The organism is Arthrobacter sp. S2(2024) (assembly GCF_036662515.1).
Taxonomy (GTDB): Bacteria; Actinomycetota; Actinomycetes; order Actinomycetales; family Micrococcaceae; genus Arthrobacter.
Window position 1 is genome coordinate 183,430 of record NZ_JAYKZI010000003.1, and the last position, 20,714, is coordinate 204,143.

Annotated in this window: 18 protein-coding genes and 1 tRNA gene; 11 read left to right on the top strand and 8 right to left on the bottom strand. The window is 64.2% G+C overall.

The window, feature by feature from the left end; translation table 11 throughout:
* The first annotated feature begins 40 nt into the window (after positions 1–40).
* Together VLA65_RS07390 and VLA65_RS07395 are read left to right on the top strand one after the other, a co-directional pair.
* Positions 41–967: an alpha-E domain-containing protein gene (locus VLA65_RS07390; protein ID WP_078108851.1), complete on the top strand. Its 927-nt coding sequence runs from the start codon at positions 41–43 to the stop codon at positions 965–967.
* A complete protein-coding gene (locus VLA65_RS07395; RefSeq protein WP_284988187.1) occupies positions 964–1,815 on the top strand; it encodes a transglutaminase family protein in 852 nt (283 codons plus the stop codon). Before VLA65_RS07390 ends, VLA65_RS07395 begins: the two co-directional genes overlap by 4 nt.
* A gap of 25 nt (positions 1,816–1,840) precedes the next feature.
* On the opposite strand, the gene VLA65_RS07400 is transcribed toward VLA65_RS07395, so the two are convergent.
* Together VLA65_RS07400 and glgC are read right to left on the bottom strand one after the other, a co-directional pair.
* Complete coding sequence (locus VLA65_RS07400) at positions 1,841–3,292, bottom strand: SDR family oxidoreductase (protein WP_332602135.1); 1,452 nt, start codon at positions 3,290–3,292, stop codon at positions 1,841–1,843.
* Between the two features lie 108 nt (positions 3,293–3,400).
* Positions 3,401–4,783, bottom strand: coding sequence for a glucose-1-phosphate adenylyltransferase (gene glgC, locus VLA65_RS07405; protein ID WP_059389246.1), 1,383 nt, complete (start codon positions 4,781–4,783; stop codon positions 3,401–3,403).
* Positions 4,784–4,887: 104 nt separating this feature from the next.
* Between glgC and glgA the strand changes: the two genes are divergently transcribed.
* On the top strand, positions 4,888–6,087 hold the full coding sequence (glgA, locus tag VLA65_RS07410) for a glycogen synthase (protein ID WP_284988186.1): 1,200 nt from the start codon (positions 4,888–4,890) through the stop codon (positions 6,085–6,087).
* A gap of 170 nt (positions 6,088–6,257) precedes the next feature.
* On the opposite strand, the gene VLA65_RS07415 is transcribed toward glgA, so the two are convergent.
* Both VLA65_RS07415 and VLA65_RS07420 read right to left on the bottom strand, forming a co-directional pair.
* Positions 6,258–8,366, bottom strand: a complete 2,109-nt coding sequence (locus tag VLA65_RS07415; protein ID WP_332602136.1) for an acyl-CoA dehydrogenase family protein — start codon at positions 8,364–8,366, stop codon at positions 6,258–6,260.
* A 34-nt stretch (positions 8,367–8,400) separates the two neighbouring features.
* Entirely contained in the window at positions 8,401–9,192 is a 792-nt protein-coding gene (locus tag VLA65_RS07420; RefSeq protein ID WP_306959669.1) for a TetR/AcrR family transcriptional regulator, read from the bottom strand.
* Here VLA65_RS07420 and VLA65_RS07425 point away from each other — a divergent pair.
* From VLA65_RS07425 to VLA65_RS07435, 3 genes are read left to right on the top strand one after another with little or no spacing between them, the layout of a single operon-like run.
* Positions 9,191–10,561 (top strand): acetyl-CoA C-acetyltransferase, encoded by a 1,371-nt coding sequence (locus VLA65_RS07425; protein ID WP_332602137.1) that lies wholly within the window; start codon positions 9,191–9,193, stop codon positions 10,559–10,561. The two genes, VLA65_RS07420 and VLA65_RS07425, sit on opposite strands and share 2 nt — an antisense overlap.
* Before the next feature lie 5 nt (positions 10,562–10,566).
* Positions 10,567–11,919, top strand: coding sequence for a 3-oxoacyl-ACP reductase (locus VLA65_RS07430; RefSeq protein WP_332602138.1), 1,353 nt, complete (start codon positions 10,567–10,569; stop codon positions 11,917–11,919).
* Positions 11,916–12,827 carry a MaoC family dehydratase gene (locus tag VLA65_RS07435; RefSeq protein ID WP_284988182.1) on the top strand — a complete coding sequence of 304 codons (912 nt, stop codon included), beginning with the start codon at positions 11,916–11,918 and terminating at the stop codon, positions 12,825–12,827. Before VLA65_RS07430 ends, VLA65_RS07435 begins: the two co-directional genes overlap by 4 nt.
* Positions 12,828–13,122: 295 nt before the next feature.
* On the opposite strand, the gene VLA65_RS07440 is transcribed toward VLA65_RS07435, so the two are convergent.
* Positions 13,123–13,205: transfer RNA gene (locus VLA65_RS07440), tRNA-Leu, on the bottom strand.
* A gap of 277 nt (positions 13,206–13,482) precedes the next feature.
* On the opposite strand from VLA65_RS07440, the gene VLA65_RS07445 reads away from it, so the two are divergent.
* Entirely contained in the window at positions 13,483–14,787 is a 1,305-nt protein-coding gene (locus VLA65_RS07445; protein WP_332602139.1) for a M20/M25/M40 family metallo-hydrolase, read from the top strand.
* Between the two features lie 10 nt (positions 14,788–14,797).
* Positions 14,798–15,958 carry an acyl-CoA dehydrogenase family protein gene (locus VLA65_RS07450; protein ID WP_332602140.1) on the top strand — a complete coding sequence of 387 codons (1,161 nt, stop codon included), beginning with the start codon at positions 14,798–14,800 and terminating at the stop codon, positions 15,956–15,958.
* 47 nt (positions 15,959–16,005) lie between these two features.
* On the opposite strand, the gene VLA65_RS07455 is transcribed toward VLA65_RS07450, so the two are convergent.
* The gene (locus tag VLA65_RS07455; protein WP_059389241.1) at positions 16,006–16,239 is read right to left on the bottom strand and encodes a DUF5703 family protein; all 234 of its coding nucleotides are present in this window, start codon (positions 16,237–16,239) and stop codon (positions 16,006–16,008) included.
* Between the two features lie 39 nt (positions 16,240–16,278).
* Between VLA65_RS07455 and VLA65_RS07460 the strand changes: the two genes are divergently transcribed.
* Positions 16,279–16,551 (top strand): hypothetical protein, encoded by a 273-nt coding sequence (locus tag VLA65_RS07460; RefSeq protein ID WP_059389240.1) that lies wholly within the window; start codon positions 16,279–16,281, stop codon positions 16,549–16,551.
* Between the two features lie 32 nt (positions 16,552–16,583).
* Here the strand turns inward: VLA65_RS07460 and VLA65_RS07465 are convergent, their stop codons facing one another.
* Positions 16,584–17,516 carry an aldo/keto reductase gene (locus tag VLA65_RS07465; protein WP_332602141.1) on the bottom strand — a complete coding sequence of 311 codons (933 nt, stop codon included), beginning with the start codon at positions 17,514–17,516 and terminating at the stop codon, positions 16,584–16,586.
* Positions 17,517–17,568: 52 nt separating this feature from the next.
* Here VLA65_RS07465 and VLA65_RS07470 point away from each other — a divergent pair, with 52 nt between their 5' ends.
* Both VLA65_RS07470 and mshC read left to right on the top strand, forming a co-directional pair.
* Complete coding sequence (locus tag VLA65_RS07470) at positions 17,569–18,402, top strand: undecaprenyl-diphosphate phosphatase (RefSeq protein ID WP_332602142.1); 834 nt, start codon at positions 17,569–17,571, stop codon at positions 18,400–18,402.
* A gap of 16 nt (positions 18,403–18,418) precedes the next feature.
* Entirely contained in the window at positions 18,419–19,702 is a 1,284-nt protein-coding gene (gene mshC, locus VLA65_RS07475; protein ID WP_332602143.1) for a cysteine--1-D-myo-inosityl 2-amino-2-deoxy-alpha-D-glucopyranoside ligase, read from the top strand.
* 66 nt (positions 19,703–19,768) lie between these two features.
* On the opposite strand, the gene VLA65_RS07480 is transcribed toward mshC, so the two are convergent.
* On the bottom strand, positions 19,769–20,674 hold the full coding sequence (locus tag VLA65_RS07480) for a PAC2 family protein (RefSeq protein WP_284755619.1): 906 nt from the start codon (positions 20,672–20,674) through the stop codon (positions 19,769–19,771).
* Positions 20,675–20,714: the final 40 nt, after the last annotated feature.

Genomic DNA, 20,714 nt, shown 5'->3' on the forward strand with positions numbered 1-20,714 from the left:
TTCATCGTCACAACGCAGGACCCGAAGGAGGCACAGCCCCATGCTGAGCCGTATTGCTGAATCCCTTTTCTGGATCGGCCGTTACGTGGAGCGGGCCGACGGAACGGCCAGAATCCTGGACGTCCATCTAGAACGCCTAAACCACCTTCCGCTCGAGGAGCAACGCAGTGTGGCGAGGGAACTCCTGGCTGTCATGGGAGCCCGGCCACAGAGCGAGGAATTCGGCTTGCCGGAGCTGCTGCACGCCCTCGCCTACGACAAGACGAGTGCCACCTCGATTGCCGGGTCCCTGGGGGCCGCGCGTGAAAATGCGCGGCGCGCGCGCGAGACTGTGTCCTCGTCATTGTGGGAGAGCCTCAACACCACCTATTACGGGCTGAACCAGCACCGTAAGGACGTCGTGGGTACGTACCGCTTCTGCAACTGGGTCCTGGAACGCACCGCAATGGTCAGGGGACTCGCGGACACTACGGTGAGCCACGACGAAAGCTGGCTCTTCCTGGTCCTCGGCCGCTCGCTCGAACGCGCCGACATGACCGCGCGGATGCTCTCCACCCGGGATGTGCTCTCCGCCGGAATGTCCTGGGTGAACATGTTGCGTTGCGCCGGCGCCTACGAGTCGTTCCTTCGGACCCGCCGTGCGGCGTTCGGAGACCAACACGCCGCGGAGTTCCTCCTGCTGGACCGTTTGTTTCCCCGCTCCATCGTCTTCGCCCTGCGCGACGCCGACGAATGCCTGGCCAAGCTGGATCCCTCCGCCCAGCGGGTGGGCTTCATCAACGACGCCCGTCGGATCGTCGGCCAGGCCCGTACCTTCCTTGAGTTCCATCGCACGGACGATCTCATGTCCGAGCTGCCCGAGCACATGGACCGGGTGCAGAAAGCCGTCACGCAGGCCTCCGACGCGATTTCCCGTAAGTACTTCAATCAGGCGGATGAACTGGCCTGGGTGGGAGAAGTTTCATGACCCGGCTGAGCATCGTCCACAAGACGGCCTACAAATACAACCGCCGAGTGACCCTGTCGTACAACGAGGCACGCATGACCCCGTTGACCGATCCGCAACAGGTGGTGCTTGAATCCTCGCTGAAGATCACGCCGTCGCAAGCTGCCGTGAGCACCTACCGTGACTATTGGGGCACCCGCGTCACCGCCTTCGATATGCAGATGCCGCACGAGCGCCTCGAAGTGGTGGCAACCACCACCGTTGAGGTCCACCGGGTGGAGCGGGTCGCCCTGGACGACGAGATTGTGGGCTGGGATGTGATGGCTTCCGACGAGATCCGGGACCAGTTCAGCGACTGGCTGCCCCAGTCGCAGCTCACGGGTCCGGGGGAGGAAGTCCTCGGCATCATTCCCGCCGTCGTCGCCGGCAAGAATCCGCACGAGACAGCCATGGCCATTTTCGAATGGATGCGCGGCGAAATGAGCTATGTGAAGGGCACCACGGGCGTCACCACCAACGCCGAAGAAGCCTGGAACCAGCGTCAAGGAGTCTGCCAGGACCTGGCCCACTTGGCTATCGGCTCACTCCGCAGCTGCGGCATCCCGGCCCGGTACGTGTCCGGGTACATCCATCCGCGGCCCACGGCAGAGATCGGCGAAACCGTCGCGGGCCAATCCCACGCGTGGCTGGAATGGTGGGACGGCGAATGGCGCAGCTGGGATCCCACCAACCACAAGCCTGCCGGAGATCTCCACGTCACCGTGGCGCGGGGCCGGGATTACCGGGATGTTCCGCCCTTGAAGGGGATCTTGTCCGGGGGCGGCGGCTCAGGCCTCACCGTCACTGTCGAGATAACCCGGCTCACTTAGCAGGACCGCGGCCCTCCGCCTGGATTTACCAGGGGGAGGGCTTGTAGTCCTTCAGGAAGACGCCGTACTGGTCTTCGCCGTTTTCGCCCATGACGATGGGATCGTAGACACGCGCCGCTCCATCCACGAGGTCGAGCGGTGCGTGGAAGCCTTCCTCCATGAGCCGCACTTTGGTGTAATGCGGGCGTTCGTCCGTGATCCATCCGGTGTCGACGGCGGTCATCAGGATCCCGTCGCTGTCCAGCATCTCTTGCGCACTGGTCCGCGTCATCATGTTCAACGAGGCCTTTGCCATGTTTGTGTGCGGGTGCCCGGGGCCCTTGTAGGCGCGGGAGAACTGCCCTTCCATGGCCGAGACGTTCACGATGTACTTCCTGCGTGCGGTGGAACGCTTCATGGCCCCTCGGAGTCGGCTGACCAAGAGGAACGGCGCCGTGACGTTGCAGAGTTGAACCTCGAGCATCTCCAGCGGATCTACTTCGTCCACCACCTGGGTCCAGCTATTGATGGCCGCGAGGTCCGGAACCAGGCCGCCGGCATCGATCGCGGTGCCTGTCGCTATCCGCTCCAACGACGCGGAGCCCGTGGACAGCGCGAGCGAGGTAATCGCATCTCCCGCGAGCACGGGATGTTCCGTGACGCTGTGGGTGATGGCCAACGGGTGTTTGTCGTGGGCATGCCCGAAGGTGACGAGTTCGGGGCCGCCGTTGGCTGCCTCCAAGGCCTCAGGCAGCGGCTCGTCCTCGGCATCGACCAAGGGCTTGTACGCATTCCCCGAACGCCGGACGGTCTGGGCGGCGTTGTTGATGATGATATCGAGCGGGCCGGCTTCGTTGAGGGAATCGGTGAGGGCCATGACCTGTGAGGGGTCCCGGAGGTCGATGCCCACAATCCTGAGCCGGTGCAACCAGTCAGCACTGTCTTCCATGGCGGCGAAGCGTCGTGCCGCGTCTTTGGGGAAGCGGGTGGTGATCGTCGTGTGTGCGCCGTCGCGGAGCAAGCGGAGGGCGATGTACATGCCGATCTTGGCGCGCCCGCCCGTGAGGAGGGCGCGGCGTCCGCTGAGGTCGGTACGGGCATCGCGCTTGCTGTGGCTGAAGGCCGCACATTCCGGGCACAACTGGTGGTAGAACGCGTCTACCTGCGTGTAGTGCTGCTTGCAGATGTAGCAGGGCCTGGACCGGATGAGGTGGCCGGCGATTTCGCCCGTCGCCGAGGTTGCCAGCTTGTTGCCGCGGGTTTCGTCGTCGATCCTGTCCGGGGCCGCGGTGGCGGTCAGTGCGATGACGGCGCGGTCGGCTTCCGCGATCTCGTCCCGTTTGGTGACCCGGCGATGCCGTTTGACGGCTTTGAACATCTTTCCCGTGGCGCGACGGATTGCGACGTAGTCCGGGTGCTCCTCGTCGTAGGCGTGGATGGTGTTCAAGACCTTGAGGCAGGCCTGGATCTCTTCAGGCGTCAAATCGGCGGGGCTCATTGGGTCAATTTTACAGGGTCAGGCACAGCAAAGCCTCCCGGGCAACAGAGGCTGGAGGCCTGCTGTCGGCCGGGAGGCCGGGGGCTATCCTGGTTCCGGTGTTCCGGGTCAGACCTCTACCGAGTCCGCCTGGATTTTCGTGACCTGCTCCGCGGAGTCCCTGATGTCGGGGAACTTCTCCGTGGCAGCCTTGATTGCTTCCGGCACCGAGCGGCGGTACTCGGCAGCCAGGGCAAGCTCGGAACCGTCAGGCTCCGGTACTACCTGACCCTTGGCGAGTACGGTGATTCCGGATTCGGTGACCTTGAAGCCGCGCGCGCGGTCGAGGTCGGCATCCAATCCAATGGCGGCCCCGGCAGGAACCTTCACGTTCTTGTCGATGATGGCCCGCTTGATGACGGCGCCTTCACCGATGCGCACCTTGTCCATCAGCACCGAGTCCTGGATCCTGCTGGCCGGTCCAACGTAGACATCGTTGGAGAGGACGGACCCTTCCACGATTCCTCCGGAGATCACCGAGCCGCTGGCCACGATGGAGTCCAAAGCGGTGCCGACCGTGTTGTTGTCTCCCCGGACGAACTTGGCCGGCGGAGAGATGCTCTGCCGCGTGTAGATGGGCCATTCCGAGTTGTACAGGTTGAACACGGGGACCGGGGAAATCAGGTCCATGTGGGCGTCATAGAACGAATCGATGGTTCCAACGTCACGCCAGTAGGTGCGGTCGCGGTCGGTGGATCCGGGAATGTCGTTGAGCGTGAAGTCGTAGACGCCGGCCTCACCCTGGGACACGAAATAGGGGATGATGTCGCCGCCCATGTCGTGCTTGGTGTCCAAGCGCTCCGCGTCGATGCGAAGTGCTTCCACCAGGGCATCGGCGTCAAAGACATAGTTGCCCATGGAAGCAAGGAACTGCGAGGGATCGGCGGCGAGGCCTTCCGTTTCAGCGGGCTTTTCCACGAACGCCGAGATCTTCTGGGGATCGTTCTTGTCGACCTCGATGACGCCGAACTGGTTGGCCATGTTCAGCGGCTGGCGGACGGCCGCAACCGTGGCCTTGGCTCCGCTCGCAACGTGCTGTTGAACCATTTGCTGGAAGTCCATGCGGTAGACGTGGTCCGCTCCGACAACCACCACAATGTCCGGGTTGGCGTCGTGAATCAGGTTCAGGGACTGGTAGATGGCATTCGCGCTGCCGAGGAACCAGCTCTTGCCCACGCGCTGCTGGGCCGGAACCGAGGCGACATATCTTCCCAGCTGGGTGGACATCCGCCAGGTCTCGGAGATGTGGCGGTCAAGACTGTGCGACTTGTACTGGGTCAGCACCACGATCTGGAGGTACCCGGAATTGACCAGATTCGAGAGAGCGAAATCGATCAACCGATAGCCCCCCGCAAACGGCACCGCAGGTTTTGCCCTGTCTGCCGTCAATGGCATAAGGCGGTTTCCTTCGCCGCCTGCCAACACAATTGACAATACTTTCTTCAACGCCATGGTGTTTGCTCTCCCTGTACGTCTTTGTAGCCCCCGAAAAAAGCCCGGGTTGCCGGACCCTTTCACACTAGAACACATACTCCGGAAGGACTACGTTAGGTAGCGTGCGCGTAGACATTGTGACTAAAGAGTTTCCACCCGAAATCTATGGCGGGGCCGGTGTGCATGTTGCCGAGCTCAGCCGCGTCTTGGCGAAGCACGTGGATCTGCAGGTGCGTGCCTTTGGCGCGCCCCGTGATGCGGACTTCCACGGGGCAACGGTGACGTCGTATTCCACACCGGATGATCTGGGCGCGGCCAATGCCGCTGTCCAGACCCTTGGCGTGGATTTGCGCATCGTGCCGGACATCGCCGGAGCGGACCTGGTCCATTCCCATACCTGGTACGCCAACATGGCCGGCCACCTGGCGTCCCTGTTGCATGGGATACCCCACGTGCTCAGCGCACATAGCCTGGAGCCGTTGCGCCCATGGAAAGCGGAGCAGTTGGGTGGCGGCTACGCGTTGTCCTCATGGGTTGAAAAAACCGCCTATGAGGCTGCCGCCGCTATCATCGCCGTCTCGGAAGGCATGCGGAAGGACATCCTGCGCAGCTATCCGAACGTGGATCCCGCCAAGGTCCGCGTCGTCCACAACGGCATCGACGTCGACATGTGGCAGCCGGACGAAGGCGAAGACGCAATCCGTGCCCTCGGCATCGACCCCGCCAAGCCGAGTGTGGTCTTCGTCGGGCGCAACACCCGGCAGAAGGGCGTTCCTTACCTCCTGAAGGCTGCGGCCAGCCTGCCCGACGATGTGCAGCTTGTGCTGTGCTTGGGCGCGGCGGACACTCCGGAACTCGCGGCCGAAACGGCCCGGCTCATCGAGGAATTGCAGGGCAAGCGCGAAGGTGTCCTGGTCATCGAACGCATGCTTCCGCGGCATGAGCTCATCCAGGTCCTCAGCCATGCCACGGCCTTCGCCTGCCCGTCGATCTACGAACCCCTCGGCATCGTCAACCTTGAGGCCATGGCATGTGGCGCAGCCGTGGTGGCCAGCGCTACGGGCGGCATCCCCGAAGTGGTTCAGCACGGTGAAACAGGACTGCTGGTGGAACTGGAGCAGGTCACGGACGGTACCGGCACCCCGCTGGATCCCGAAAAGTTCGTCGCAGATTTCGCCGCCGCCCTCAACGAGGTGGTGTCCGATCCTGCGCGAGCCAAGGTCATGGGCGCCGCGGGCCGCGTCCGGGCGGAGGAACACTTTTCCTGGGAATCGATCACCGAAACAACCCTTGAGGTCTATCGCTCGGTCCTCACCCAGTAGCCCACCAGCCCAACTGACTCGCAGTAAGTGTCGTTATGAGGGCTCATAACGACAACAAATGCGAGTCAGTTGGGGAAGAACGACGGCGGCGCCGCACTCCCGCTGAGGGGTGCGGCGCCGCCGTCGTTAAAGGATTCGGCAGATGTTCACCGGCCGGTCACGGCAGGATGCTAGCTGGATTTTCTTCCCTTCAAGGCGAGGAGGCTCTTCTCCTCGGCGGGTGCCTCGCCGCTTGCCCTCTGCGCCTGGAAGTAGACCCGGGCTTCGTCCTGGCGTTCCTTCTCGGCCCCCGAGGCGATGGCCGCCCGCAAGTGCTCCGGACCGTAGCCGAAGGAATCGACCAGGTCCAGGGCGTGGGGACGGATCTTGACGAGCAGCCTGTTGATGTAGGCCCCCACAGTGCGTCCGCGCTGCATGGAGAGGCGGCCGTTCATGAGGTACCAGGACAAGTGCTTCTCAATGAGCGAAAGGCCGAACAGGTCGCGGAGCCAGGTCAGCACTCGCAAGGTGCCCGGATCGCCGACCTTGCCAAGGGCTTCCGTGAACGCTTCCCATTGCAGTAGCTCGGCGTGGGCCTGGGCGGCTTCAATCAGATCGTCCTGGTGCTGGTTGAACAGGGCGGCGCCTTGGTGCTGCGGAAGCTTGTTCGCACCCTTGAGCGCCGAACCGACCTCCGCCACCATGGACTGCACCCGGTCCGTCAGGAGCGTGCGTTGGCCTTCCTCGTCCCGCAGGGCCAAAGCAGCCTTCTGGACTGATCCGGTGTCCGCCACGAACTGCGCCACTTGCCGCAGGCCGGTCCGGTTGATGGCGACGTCGGCAGCCTGGGCAGCGACGAAGCGGGCCAGCACGCCAAAGTCGACATTGCGGAACTCTTTGGCATAGTCCGCCAGGAGGCGCTTAGCCACGAGCTGCAGAAGCACGGTGTTGTCACCTTCGAAAGTGGCATAGACGTCCAGGTCCGCACGCAGCGAGGCGAATCGGTTCTCGATCAGGAATCCGGCGCCGCCGCAGGCCTCGCGGCACTCTTGCAGGGTGTCGAGGGCGTGCCAGGTGCTCATGGGCTTGAGGGCGGCGGCCAGGGTCTCGAGGTCCTGGCGGTCGGCGTCAGTGTCGTGCCGGCCGGAGAAGACGTCGTCGAACTTTTCGAGCAGCTGCTCATGCGCGAAGCTCGCCGCAACGGTGGTGGCAAGGCGAGTGAACAAGCGGCGCTGGTGCCGCTGGTAGTCCAGCAGTACTTCCTCGTCCGTGGGGGATGAGGCGTTGAACTGGCGCCGTTCGGCGGCGTACCGGATGGCTGTCGTCAAGGCCACCTTGCTGGCTGCGACTGCGGCTCCGTCGAGGGAGACCCGGCCTTGCACCAAAGTGCCGAGCATCGTGAAGAAGCGCCGTCCCGGGCTGGCGATCGGCGAGGTGTATTCGCCGTCGGGGGCGACGTTGCCGTAACGGTTGAGCAGGCTGGTGCGCGGGACGCGGACGTCGGTGAAGTGGAGGCGGCCGTTGTCGATCCCGTTGAGCCCGCCCTTGATGCCGTCGTCCTCGCCGCCGATTCCGGGCAGGAACTCTTTGGTGTCCGGGTCCCTCAGCTCGACATAGAACGCGTGGACGCCATGGTTCACATTGCGGGTGACCAGTTGGGCGAATACGACGGCGGCCAGGCCATCCTCGGCTGCGTTGCCGATGTAGTCCTTCCACGCGGCGCGGAACGGAGTGTTGATGACGAACTCCTGGGTGGCCTCGTCGTAGGTGGCCGTGGTGGCAATGCTCGCAACATCGGAGCCGTGCCCGGTTTCGGTCATGGCGAAGCAGCCGGGGATCTCCAGGCTCATGATCCCGGGCAGCCATTTGTCCTGGTGCTCTTTCGTGCCGAGGTGCATCACGGCTGAACCGAAGAGGCCCCACTGGACGCCGGCCTTGATCTGCAGTGATGGATCGGCAGTGACGAGCTCCTCGAAGCCGGCGATGTTGCCGCCGTGGTCATCCGAACCGCCCAGGCTGGTGGGGAAAGCCCGGTGCACGGCGTTGTTGTCCACGAGGTACTTGAGCTGCCCGAAGACGCGCTTGCGGTGCTCGGTATGCGTCAAGCCTTCGATCTTGTGCACCTCGGGGCGGCCCGCGAGGTCACGTGCCGTGTGCCGGATGTGGGCCCACTTGCCGAGCAGCAGTTCGCCAAGGGCCGCTACGTCCACCGTGGGGGCGGGCTCAACTGGCTGTGTGGTTGCAGCCGTTTCCGCGGCCACCCGGTTGCTGGAGGAGGTGCGGTCCACTACTTCAGTCATGGTCATTCCTTCTTTGGTTCCGAACAACGTGGAGTCATTGCTGATATTCAGGGGAGTTGATCTTGAGTTCCGGGGCGATTCCCACGCACAGCCAATCGGTGATCCGGGCCGCCATGGTTTCCTGGTCGGGCTTAGCGGGGGAGGCGGGACTGCCGAGCCACCTCTCGCCGGCATTGCGGACAAGCCCGATGGCGGCGGTGGGCCAGTAGTCGATCAACGCTTCCTTTTCCGCCCCCAGGTGTTCCCGCATGGGCCTGGCGATCATGGCGCTGATTGATTCGAAGAAGTGGCCAAGGGCTCCCGAAGCTGCGATGGCGTCTTGCGCCGATGGTTCCCCTTGCGAGAGCCGCGTGATGAACGCGTAGACGGCGGGGCTGGACTCCGCCATCTGCAGGTACGCGGAAACCATGGCGAACAGGCCTTCGCGGGGAGTTTGAGCGCTTTCTGCCGCTTCCTTCATTCGTCGTTGCATTTGTCCGAGGACTACTTCGCCCATGGCTTGCTGCAAGCCGGCTTTGTCCCCGAAATAGCGGTAGTACACCGACTTGGAGGTGCTGGCCGCGGTCGCGATGTCCTCCATGGAGGCGTCGCTGCCCAGTGCATGGACGGCTTTGCGGGCGGCCTTGATGAGTTCCCGCCGGCGTTCTTCGCGGTGGACCTGCCAGCGGGCGGCACGGCCGTCGACGGCGGGAGCCTCGCTGTCCGCGGGGGGCGGGGTCACGGCGTCGCGGTCGGCGGGAAGTCCTGGGCTGGGGATGTTCACGATACTCAGCGTATCAGGTACGCTGGGTATCAGTAACCCGATGTGATCTAAGGAGCAACGCATGCCTGCAGCAGCACATTCCGCGAGCGCGCCACACGAATCCCCGGTAGCCCCGGGTACAGTCCGCAAGGCAGTGGTGGTTGGCGGGAACAGGATCCCCTTTGCCCGTACCGGGGGCGCCTACACCAAATCCTCGAACCAGGACATGCTGACGGCTGCACTGGACGGGCTGATCGCACGCTTCGGCCTTCAGGAGGAACGGATCGGTGAAGTCGCAGCCGGAGCTGTCCTGAAGCACTCCCGCGACTTCAACCTGACACGCGGAGCGGTGCTTGGCTCGGCCCTTTCGCCGGAGACACCCGCCTACGATCTCCAGCAGGCGTGCGCCACCGGCCTTGAAACCGTCCTGGGCCTCGCCAACAAGATCAAGCTTGGCCAGATCGACTCGGCCATCGCCGGCGGCGTCGACTCTGCCTCCGATGCCCCGATTGCCGTCAGCGAGGGCCTCCGCGAGGTCCTGCTCGACCTCAATCGCGCCAAGTCCCTGCCCGATCGGCTCAAGGTCCTCTCGCGGCTGCGTCCCAAGGACCTCGCCCCGGATGCTCCAAACACAGGGGAACCGCGTACCGGCCTCTCGATGGGAGAACACCAGGCGCTGACCACGGCCCAATGGAAGATCAGCCGCGAAGCCCAGGACGAGATCGCGTTCAACAGCCACCACAACCTCGCCGCGGCCTACGATCGTGGCTTCTTCGATGACCTCGTCACTCCATACCGCGGGCTGAGCCGTGATTCGAACCTCCGGCCCGATACGTCCATGGAGAAGTTGGCCACCCTCAAGCCCGTCTTCGGCAAGAGCCTTGGCGCGGAGGCCACCATGACGGCCGGCAACTCGACTCCGCTCACGGACGGCGCCTCCACGGTGCTCCTCGGCACTGAGGACTGGGCTGACGCCCGTGGCCTGCCCAAGCTGGCCGTCGTCGTTGACGGAGAGGCGGCCGCCGTCGATTTCGTCCACGGCAAGGACGGACTCCTCATGGCCCCGGCCTTTGCGGTACCGCGACTCCTCGCACGCAACGGGCTGTCCTTCGAAGACATCGACTTCTTCGAAATCCACGAAGCCTTCGCGGGCACCGTCCTGAGCACGCTCGCCGCATGGGAAGACGAGGAATTCGGCCGAACCAGGCTGGGACTGGACGGTGCGTTCGGCAAGATCGACCGCGCCAAGCTCAACGTCAATGGCTCGTCCCTCGCCGCCGGACATCCTTTTGCCGCCACTGGAGGACGCATCGTGGCTTCGCTGGCGAAGATGCTCCACGACAACGGCCCGGTTGACGGCCGCCCTGCGCGCGGACTCATTTCCATCTGCGCTGCCGGAGGGCAGGGCGTCGTCGCGATCCTCGAGGCCTACTCCGCTCCGGAAGGTCGGTAACCGGCATGACGGACAAATACACGCAGTTTGTCAGCCACGGGATCGGCAAGGACCTGGCCAAAAAGCTCGGACTGCCCCAACCTGCCGTGCTCCGGAGGTACAAAGAGGGAGAGCCGCTGGTTCCGGGTCCGGTCCTGGTACTCGGGAGCGGCAACGGCAGAACCGCCGGCTCCGACGACTTGGCTGCCGCCCTGGCGGGCTGGGGCCTCGACGTTCGGCGTTCCGCCTTGCCCAAGGAAAAGCTGGGTGCGATCGTCCTGGTGCTTGACGCCGTCGAGCATCCGGAAGAGCTTGCCGGACCGGTTCTCACTGCGGCTCCGTCGCTCCGCGATTTGGCCCCCGGCGCGCGGGTGGTCACGATCTCCCGCACCTCCGCGTCCGCTGCCACCCCGGCTGTTGCCGCCGGCCGTCAAGGCGTCGACGGGCTGCTGCGTTCGCTCGCCAAGGAACTCCGGGCGGGTGCCACGGCCAACGGCATTCTCCTCGGGGACGGTGCCGGCACCACGAGCCCGAGCACGCTCGGCGCGCTGCGCTTCTTCCTGTCCGGCCGGTCCGCGTTCGTGGATGGTCAGTTCCTGACCGTCACCTCAGGCGCCGGCCAACTTTCCGCCGACCCCGACAAGCCCTTGGCCGGGAAGGTCGCCGTCGTGACGGGAGCCGCCCGTGGGATCGGCGCGGCGATCGCACGGACGCTGCACCGGGACGGCGCCCGGCTCGTGGTGGTGGATATTCCCGCGGCGGGTGACCACCTCGCCGCCGTCGCCAACGAGGTTCATGGCACTGCCCTGCAATTGGACATCACGGCCGGGGACGCCGGGAGGCGGATCATCGACCACGCCGTGGAACGCCATGGCGCGCTGGACATCGTCATCCACAACGCGGGTATTACCCGGGACAAGCTCCTGGCCAACATGGATGAGGGCCGCTGGAATTCCGTCATCGGCGTGAACATCGCCTCGCAGTTGAGAATCAACGAGGCACTCCTTGGTGCGGACCAGCTCCACAAAACCCCGCGGATCGTATCCGTGGCCTCCACGAGCGGCATCGCGGGCAACCGCGGTCAGACAAACTACGCCGCATCCAAAGGGGGAGTGCTCGGCATGGTGAGGGCCACGGCACCCTTGCTGGCTGAACGCGGCAGTTCCATCAACGCCGTCGCGCCCGGCTTCATAGAGACAGAAATGACCGCCCGGATCCCCTTCGCCACCCGGGAAGTAGCCCGCAGGCTTAATTCGCTGCAGCAGGGAGGCCTGCCCGGCGACGTGGCAGAGGCAATCGCGTTCCTGGCATCGGACGAGGCCGGTGGAATCACGGGAGAAGTGCTCAGGGTCTGTGGACAGAACCTGGTGGGTGCATGACTACGGAACAACCGCTCATCCTGGGGGAACTGCCGTCCCTCTCTAAGCTGTATGTGAACGCGGCGGCGACGGCGGCACGGCGGAGGGTGATGGGGTTCCAGGCAGCCACCGCGCTGCCCCACGGGAGCCACGAGGTCCGCGGGGTGCGGGCCGACGTCGCGAACCTCACCGCCTACCAGCACCTGATCGGCGAGACAGCGAGTGACGCACTGCCGGCGGGCTTCATCCATGCCCTTGCGTTCCCGGTTGCCATGAGCGTGCTTAACCGGGACGACTTCCCGCTTCCCTTGCTGGGGATGATCCATTTGAAGAACCATGTGGAGCAATTGCGGGCAGTCCAGTTCAGTGAGCCGCTCGACGTCCGGTCCTGGGCAGAGCACATGCGCGGCCACAGGGCTGGAACCCAGCTGGACGTCGTCGCCGAAGTCCGGTCAAGCAACGGCGGGGCCTTGCTCTGGCGCGGCGTCTCGACGTACCTCGCCAAGGGGGTCTTCCTTCCGGGAGTCGACAAGGCCGCCGCGGCCGCCGCTCCACCGGAGTTCAGGGCGCCCGCACCAACCGCCGTCTGGCAGCTCGGAGTGGATACCGGCCGCCTGTACGCCGCCGTATCCGGGGACTTCAATCCGATCCACTTGAGCCTGCTCTCGGCCAAGGCGTTGGGCCTGCCGCGGTCGATCGCGCACGGCATGTACCTTGCGTCCCGGGCCTTGGCTGACGTGGGCTCGGTGAAGTCGGAAGCGTTCCGGTGGGACGTGAACTTCGAGGCGCCGGTGTTCCTTCCGGCGCGGGTGGCCCTGGAAATCGGCACGGTCCACTCCGCGTCAGGCTCGTGGGAGCGTTCGGACTACGTGGCCTGGAACCCGCGAAGCGGCAGGAGGCACTTCAGCGGATCCGTGACGGCGCTGTAGGGCGCCGGTTTCGGGTTCCAGGTTCAGGGGCAAGCTTCAGGGTCACGGTCCAGGGTCCAACAACAGCTACGACGACGGCGGTCACCCACGCGGGCGGCCGCCGTCGTCGCGCCTGACGGAGCCGGATTCAGAGCCGGGTCCCGGAGCCGGGCTCGACGGCGGATTCATTACCGGTGGTGAATTCCCAGTAATGCAATTTAATAAATGTGATGAACGCCGCATTAGCGTCCGAAAAGGCAAATTCAGGTTAAACAAACAAGGCCTGGAATTCTCAGAATTCCAGGCCTTGCAATTGTGCGCGGAGGGGGACTTGAACCCCCACCCCCTTTCGAGGACTAGCACCTCAAGCTAGCGCGTCTGCCATTCCGCCACCCGCGCAGGTGGTGTTCGGAGCGTTCGTTCTGCGCCTCTCGGCGCTTCTCTTTCCTCCGAAGCAGCGAGAAAAACTCTAACACGGTTTCTGGGAAATAAAAAAACCGGAGCTCGAGACGGCGCTGTCAACGGCAATTGGGCCTCGCCAATCCGCGCCAAAACGCGGGAAAGCGCGCGGCCAAACGGGCATGCGGTGGGTAGGCTGAGGGAAGCGCGCGGGGAGCGTCCGCACCATCTGCCTTCCCGCCGGAGTACGTCCATCCCAGCCAGCAAGGAGAGTTCCATGACTGATATCCGACCCGAGGACGAAGTAGTCCGGATCTGCCAGGAACTCATCCGCATAGACACCTCGAACTTCGGTGACGATTCCGGTCCTGGCGAACGCGCCGCAGCGGAATACACGGCGGCGCTTATTAATGAAGTTGGATTGGACGCGGAAATCTTCGAGTCGGCTCCGGGCCGGGCCAATGTTGTCACGCGCATGGCCGGGGAGGACCCCTCGGCCGGCGCCCTGGTGGTGCACGGCCACCTCGACGTGGTTCCGGCGCTCAAGGACCAGTGGTCCGTGGATCCCTTCAGCGGCGAACTCAAGGATGGACTCATCTGGGGACGCGGCGCCGTGGACATGAAGGACATGGACGCCATGATCCTCGCGGTCATGCGTGACTTCGCCCGGACGGGACGCAAGCCCAAGCGCGACATCATCTTTGCCTTCTTCGCCGACGAGGAAGCCGGGGGCAACCACGGCGCGCGCTACGCCGTCGGGCATCGCAGGGAACTCTTCGACGGCGCAACGGAAGCGATCTCCGAGGTAGGTGGGTTCTCGGCCACCATCGGGGGCCAGCGCACCTACCTGCTGCAGACCGCGGAGAAGGGACTTTCCTGGCTGCGCCTCGTGGCCCACGGCCGTGCCGGGCACGGCTCGCAAATCAACACCGACAACGCGATCACCCGCCTGGCCGGGGCAGTCACGAGGATCGGCGAATACCCCTGGCCGATTGAGCTGACCCCCACTACCCGTCAGTTCCTCTACGGCGTGACGGAACTGACCGGCGTCGAGTTCGATCCGGACAATCCCGAGGCCCTGCTGAAGGAACTCGGCACCGTCGCCCGCTTCGTCGGAGCCACCCTTCAAAACACCTCGAACCCCACGCTGCTGAGCTCCGGATACAAGCACAACGTCATCCCCGAATCGGCCGAAGCGCTGGTGGACTGCCGCACGCTCCCCGGCCAGCAGGAGATGGTCTTCGAAACCGTCAAGAAACTCGCCGGAGACGGCGTGGAGGTCAGCTACGTCAACAAGGACGTGTCCCTGGAAGTGCCGTTTGCCGGCAACCTGGTGGACGCCATGATCGATGCCTTGCACTCGGAAGACCCCGGCGCCAAAGTGCTGCCCTACACCTTGTCCGGCGGCACCGACAACAAGTCGCTCAGCAAGATCGGCATCACGGGCTACGGATTCGCCCCGTTGATGCTCCCGGAGGAACTCGACTTCACTGGCATGTTCCACGGGGTCGACGAACGCGTTCCTGCCGATTCGCTCAAGTTCGGATCCAGGGTGCTCAACACCCTGCTCAGCAACTACTAGGGAGAACGCCTTGACCCCCGAAGAGATCCTGCCGGACGAGATGCTCCGCCGCATCCGGGACCGCGCCGCGGGGTACGACCAGAACAACTCGTTCTTCCACGAGGATCTTGAGGAGCTCGCCGCGGCGGGATACCTGAAGATCTTCGTCCCGGAGTCCGACGGCGGACTGGGGCTCGGGCTCGAAGCCGCGGCGGCGCTTCAGCGCCGGCTTGCCACGGCTGCCCCGGCCACGGCGTTGGCCGTCAACATGCACCTTGTCTGGACCGGCGTCGCGCACGTCCTGGCGAGGCGCGGCGACGGCTCCCTCGACTTTGTGCTGAAGGAGTCCGGACACGGCGAGGTCTTTGCCTTCGGGATTTCCGAGCCGGGAAATGACTCCATGCTCTTCGACTCAGGGACCACGGCGGAACCGCAGCTGGACGGCGGGTACAGCTTCACCGGGCGGAAGATCTTCACGAGCTTGTCGCCGGCATGGACCCGCCTCGGCATCTTCGGCAAGGATGGCGGCGCACGGGAGGGGAGTGGTGAGCTGGTTTTCGGCTTCATCCAACGCGACGCACCCGGCCACGAGACACTGAATGACTGGGACACCCTGGGCATGCGTGCCAGCCAATCGAACACCACGCTCCTCCACGGCGCCATGGTGCCGCCGGAACGGATCTTCCGGAAACTGCCCGTAGGACCCAACCAGGATCCGTTGATCTTCGCGATCTTCGCGTGCTTCGAAACGCTGCTTGCCGCGGTCTACACAGGCATCGCGGAGCGGGCATTCACGCTGGCGGTCGAGGCCGTCAAGCGCCGTACCTCGGCCAAGTACGGGGGCCGAAGCTTTTCGCAGGACCCGGACATCCGCTGGACGATTGCCGACGCCGCCATGGCAATGGATTCCATCCAGCCGCATTTGGCGTCGGTGGCCCGTGACGTGGATGCCCTGGTCGATCACGGGTCGCAGTGGTTTCCCAAGTTCGTGGGGCTCAAAGTGCGGGCCACGGAGAACGCCCGGACCATCGTGGACGTGGCGATACGAGTTTCGGGAGGCTCCAGCTACTTCCGGGGCTCCGAACTCGAACGGCTGTACCGCGATGTGCTGGCCGGGATCTTCCATCCCTCCAATGAGGAATCCGCGCACACCACAGTTGCCAACGCGTGGCTTGGTCCGCTCGAAAGCTGAAACGCTCGAACACTGGAGCGGGGACCCTGAAATAACGGCCGTGCTGCTTACACGGTGCGCTGTACGTTGAGTACTCTGCGGCGCAGCCAGAACCGGCGACCGCCGCCGATATAGAGGATGCTCCGCTCCAGTTCCCACTTGCCGTATTCGGAGTGCTCCACGAGCCGACGCCGCGCCTCGGGCAAGGAATCGTCAGGGCTGACAGTCAGTACGAGGTACTCGTACTGCCTTGCGTAGTCCCGCTGACGCTCCACTGAACTGCTCAGAAATTGTTCTCTCATCCCTCTCCATTTTCGTCTTTTTCGGGCTAACGTGAAGTCATGAGCATCGATCCGCGTGTCGCGCTTCAGTCATTGACAGCAGCCTTGGAAGAGCACCTGATTGCCGCTTCCGCCCGCCGGGGCGAAGGAGATCCCACTGTGGAGGCAGCGTTTTTCGCCGTTGCAGATGCCTTTGAGGTATATGAGGACTCACTATACGAGGCCTACTCGGAAGTCACACCACTTCAGGTGTTCGACGACGATGAAGAAGATGACGACGAGGACAACAATGAACTCCTCGACGAAGACGAGCTGGAGATCCTCGACCAGTAAGCCCGATCAGTAATGCCCGAGTTTCAGTTGAGTCAGATCGCTGAAACGTCTTCCAGTGCCCTCGAAATTTCGGCGGGAAGAGGCGAAAGCTGCGCATCGAGCAGTTCCTTGAGCTGGACCGCATTGCGTGCGCCCACTATGGCGGTGGATACCCCAGGGCGCGAGAGCAGCCAGCTCAGGGAAACATCGACGGCGGACCGTCCCAAGCCGCGCGCAGCCATGGCTGCCGCTTCGACGATCCGTGCTCCCCGCGCATCGAGGTACTTCTCGACGTAGCCGCTGAGGCGGCCTTCAGCCGCCCGTGATTCGGACGGAATCTGTCCGCGGTATTTGCCGCTGAGCACTCCGCGGCCCAGGGGCCCCCACGCCATGAGGCCGAGGCCGGCGTCCTCGATGGCGGGCACCAGTTCGTCTTCGGGCTTCCTGTGCAGGAGCGAGTATTCGGATTGGTTGGCCACCAGGGTGAATCCCGCGATCGCCGCAGCCTTGGCGGTCTGCCAGCCGTTGTAGTTGGAGATGCCGACGTACCGTGCGCGGCCCGAGCGCAACGCGAGGTCCAGCGCGGAAAGGGTTTCCTCGAGCGGTACGTTTCCGTCCCAAGCGTGCGCGAACCAGATGTCCACGTAGTCGGTTCCCAAGCGGGCGAGGCTGGCGTCGAGAGCGGACAGCATGGATCCGCGGGACGCATCGACGCTGCGCCGGCCGTCCGACGTCGAGACGCCCGCTTTCGTGGAGAGGACAACCTCCGAACGCGCCACAAGGTCCCCCAGCATGGAACCCATCAGGGCTTCGGCCCGTCCACCGGCGTAGGAAGCGGCGGTATCGATCATGGTGCCGCCGGCAGCGATGAACGTATGGAGCAGTTCCCGTGCATCCTGTTCGTCCGTTTCTTCCGCCCAGGACATAGTGCCCAGGGAAAGGGTGGACACCCGAAACCCGCTGTTGCCGACGTAACGCTGCTGCATAGCTGATAGCTTACGGGGAGATCGGGTAGATCATGACGTAGGGTCTATTCACGTGAACTGGATAGAAGCAGCCTTCCTTGGCCTCGTGCAGGGCCTGACAGAATTCCTTCCGATTTCTTCAAGCGCACACCTGCGAATTGTCGGCTCGTTCCTGCCCAATGCGGCGGATCCCGGAGCTGCTTTCACGGCCATTACCCAGCTAGGCACCGAGACGGCCGTCATCGTTTTCTTTTGGCGCGACATCGTCAGGATTGTCGGCGCCTGGCTCGGATCGCTGCGGGGCAAGGTTTCCAGGGACGATCCCGACGCGCGGATGGGCTGGTTGGTCATCCTCGGCAGCGTGCCTATCATCGTGCTCGGCCTGCTCTTCCAGGACCAGATCGAATCCGTCCTGCGCAGCCTGTGGATCGTCGCCACGATGCTCATCGTCTTTGGCATGATCCTCGCGGTGGCCGACGCCCTGGGCAAGCAGGAACGCGAGCTGAGCCAATTGACCGTCAAGCACGGCATCCTTTACGGGCTGGCCCAGGCCATGGCTCTCATTCCGGGCGTCTCCCGCTCCGGCGGAACCATTACGGCCGGCCTCTTGATGGGGTACACGCGTGAAGCCGCCGCACGGTATTCGTTCCTGCTTGCCATACCCGCTGTCTTCGGCAGCGGCCTGTACCAGCTGTACAAGGTGGTCTCGAAGGAAGGAATCACCGGACCCTTCGGCCTTCCGGAAACAGCCTTGGCCACCGTCATCGCCTTCGTGGTGGGCTTCATCATCATTGGCTGGTTCCTGAAATTCATTTCCACCCACAGCTACCGTGCCTTTGTGTGGTACCGCATTCTCCTGGGACTAGCCCTCTATGTATTGCTCGGTTTCAATGTCATCAGCGCCTAGCACTATGGTTGAGGCTGTGAAATCGTGGATCTCCCGCCCTGTGCCTGAACTACCCGGCAGCATGCCCCCGTTGAGGCTGTTCGACACCGCCCTCGGGTCCCTCGTGGAGGTCGAGCCACGTGCGGAGCAATCCATGTACGTCTGCGGCATCACGCCGTACGACGCCACCCACATGGGCCACGCCGCCAGCTACGTCGCCTTCGACCTGCTCAACCGGGCATGGCGGGACAGCGGCCAGCGCGTTGCGTACGTCCAGAACGTCACCGACGTCGACGATCCGCTCCTGGAGCGGGCCACCGCCACCGGCGTTGACTGGCGGGAGTTGGCGGCGAGCCAGATTGAGCTTTTCCAGACCGACATGGACGCCCTCAATGTGCTGGCCCCGAATTACTACATCGGAGCCGTCGAAGCGATCCCGATGATCGTTCCGGCTATCGAGAAATTGATCGCGGACGAGCTCGCCTACCGTGTGCACGGCACGGGTGGCGAACCCGACGGCGACGTCTACTACGACGTCGAGGCAGCCGGCAAGGCGTCGGATAGCCCGGACGCGTGGACCCTCGGGGACATTTCGGGGCTCGGCGAAGTGGAAATGCTCGAGCTTTTCGCCGAGCGCGGCGGCGATCCCGGCCGCTCCGGCAAGCGGAATCCCCTTGATCCCGTGCTATGGCGCGTTGCCCGCGACGGCGAGCCGAGCTGGCCGGGCGCAAGCCTCGGTGACGGACGTCCCGGCTGGCACATTGAATGTACGGTCATCGCGCAGAAGTACCTGCCGGAACCGTTCACCGTGCAGGGCGGCGGATCTGACCTCGTTTTCCCGCACCACGAAATGGGCGCCGGACACGCGTATTCGCTAAGCGGCATTCCCCTGGCACGCCACTACGCCCATGCTGGAATGGTGGGCCTGGACGGTGAAAAGATGAGCAAGTCCAAGGGCAACCTGGTGCTGGTGTCCAAGCTCCGTGCAGCAGGCGAAGAGCCCGCCGCAATCCGCCTGGCGATCCTGGCCAACCACTACCGCTCGGATTGGTCCTGGACCGATGAAGGCTTCGCCCAGGCCAAGGAACGCCTCAACACGTGGCGGGCCGCCCGGGACATCGCTCCCGAGGGAACAGCGGCGGAATTGCTGACGCGGATGCGTGCCGAGCTGGCCAACGACCTGAATGCTCCCGGCGCGGTCGCCGCCGTCGATGCCTGGGCCGCGGCGGCTCTCAGTAATCCGTCCACCGCTAATCCGAGTGCACTGGATTCCGCCCTGGTGAGCGACGCGATCAACGGATTGCTCGGCGTCGAGCTTTAAGCAACGCGGGGTCACTTACGGCCCATAATGTCCCCTTGGACGGGCCGTAAGTGACCCCGCGTTGGGTTAGGGCTTGTCCTTGCCCCTGCGTTTGAGATAGCGCTCGAACTCGCGGGCGATGGATTCGCCACTGGCCTCCGGCAGGTCGGCCGTGTCCTTGGCCTCCTCGAGCTGCCGCACGTAGGCGGCGATTTCGGGGTCTTCGGTGGCCAGTTCGTCCACGCCCCGCTCCCAGGCCTCGGATTCCTCGTTGAGGGCGTGGGTGTCCAGCGGCACCTGGAGCAGGTCCTCGATCCTGTTCAAGATGGCCAGTTGCGCCTTGGGGGAGGGCGGTTGGGCGACATAGTGCGGCACGGCCGCCCACAGCGACACCGTGGGCAAGCCCGCGAGCAGCGCGAATTCCGCCAGCACGCCCACAATGCCTACCGGACCCTCGTACTGCGAAGCCTCCAGGTTCAACCGCTGCCGCAATCCGCTGTCGTCCGAGGTGGTGCTCACGGGGATTGGGCGGCTGTGCGGGACATCGGCCAGAAGGGCGCCGATCAACACCACATAGTCGACCTTGAGCGTTTCAGCGTGGACCAGAAGCTCGGCCGTGTAGGCACGCCAGCGGTAGGACGGCTCGGTGCCGAGCACGAACACCACATCGACGTTGCTGTCCGGGACGCTGGCCTTGTACAAGCGCGTGGAAGGCCACTTCACTTTGCGCGTCCCGGCGGCCGTGCGTCGCACAGTCGGCCTGGTGAACTGGAAGTCGTAATAGTCGTCGGCATCAACGGATGCCACTTTCTTTCCTTGCCACAACTTGTTCAAGTAGTGCAGGGAATCGCTGGCCGCCTCACCGGCGTCGTTCCAACCTTCGAAAGCCGCGAGCATCACGGTGATGCGCTGACCTTCGGCTACAGGCTGGAGAAGGCGCTCAGGCTCCGGTGAAGTGGCCTGTCCGTCAGGGGCTCCGTCCAAACTGTTCATTCACTCACCCTACGTCCAACACCGCCACCGATGCATGGCG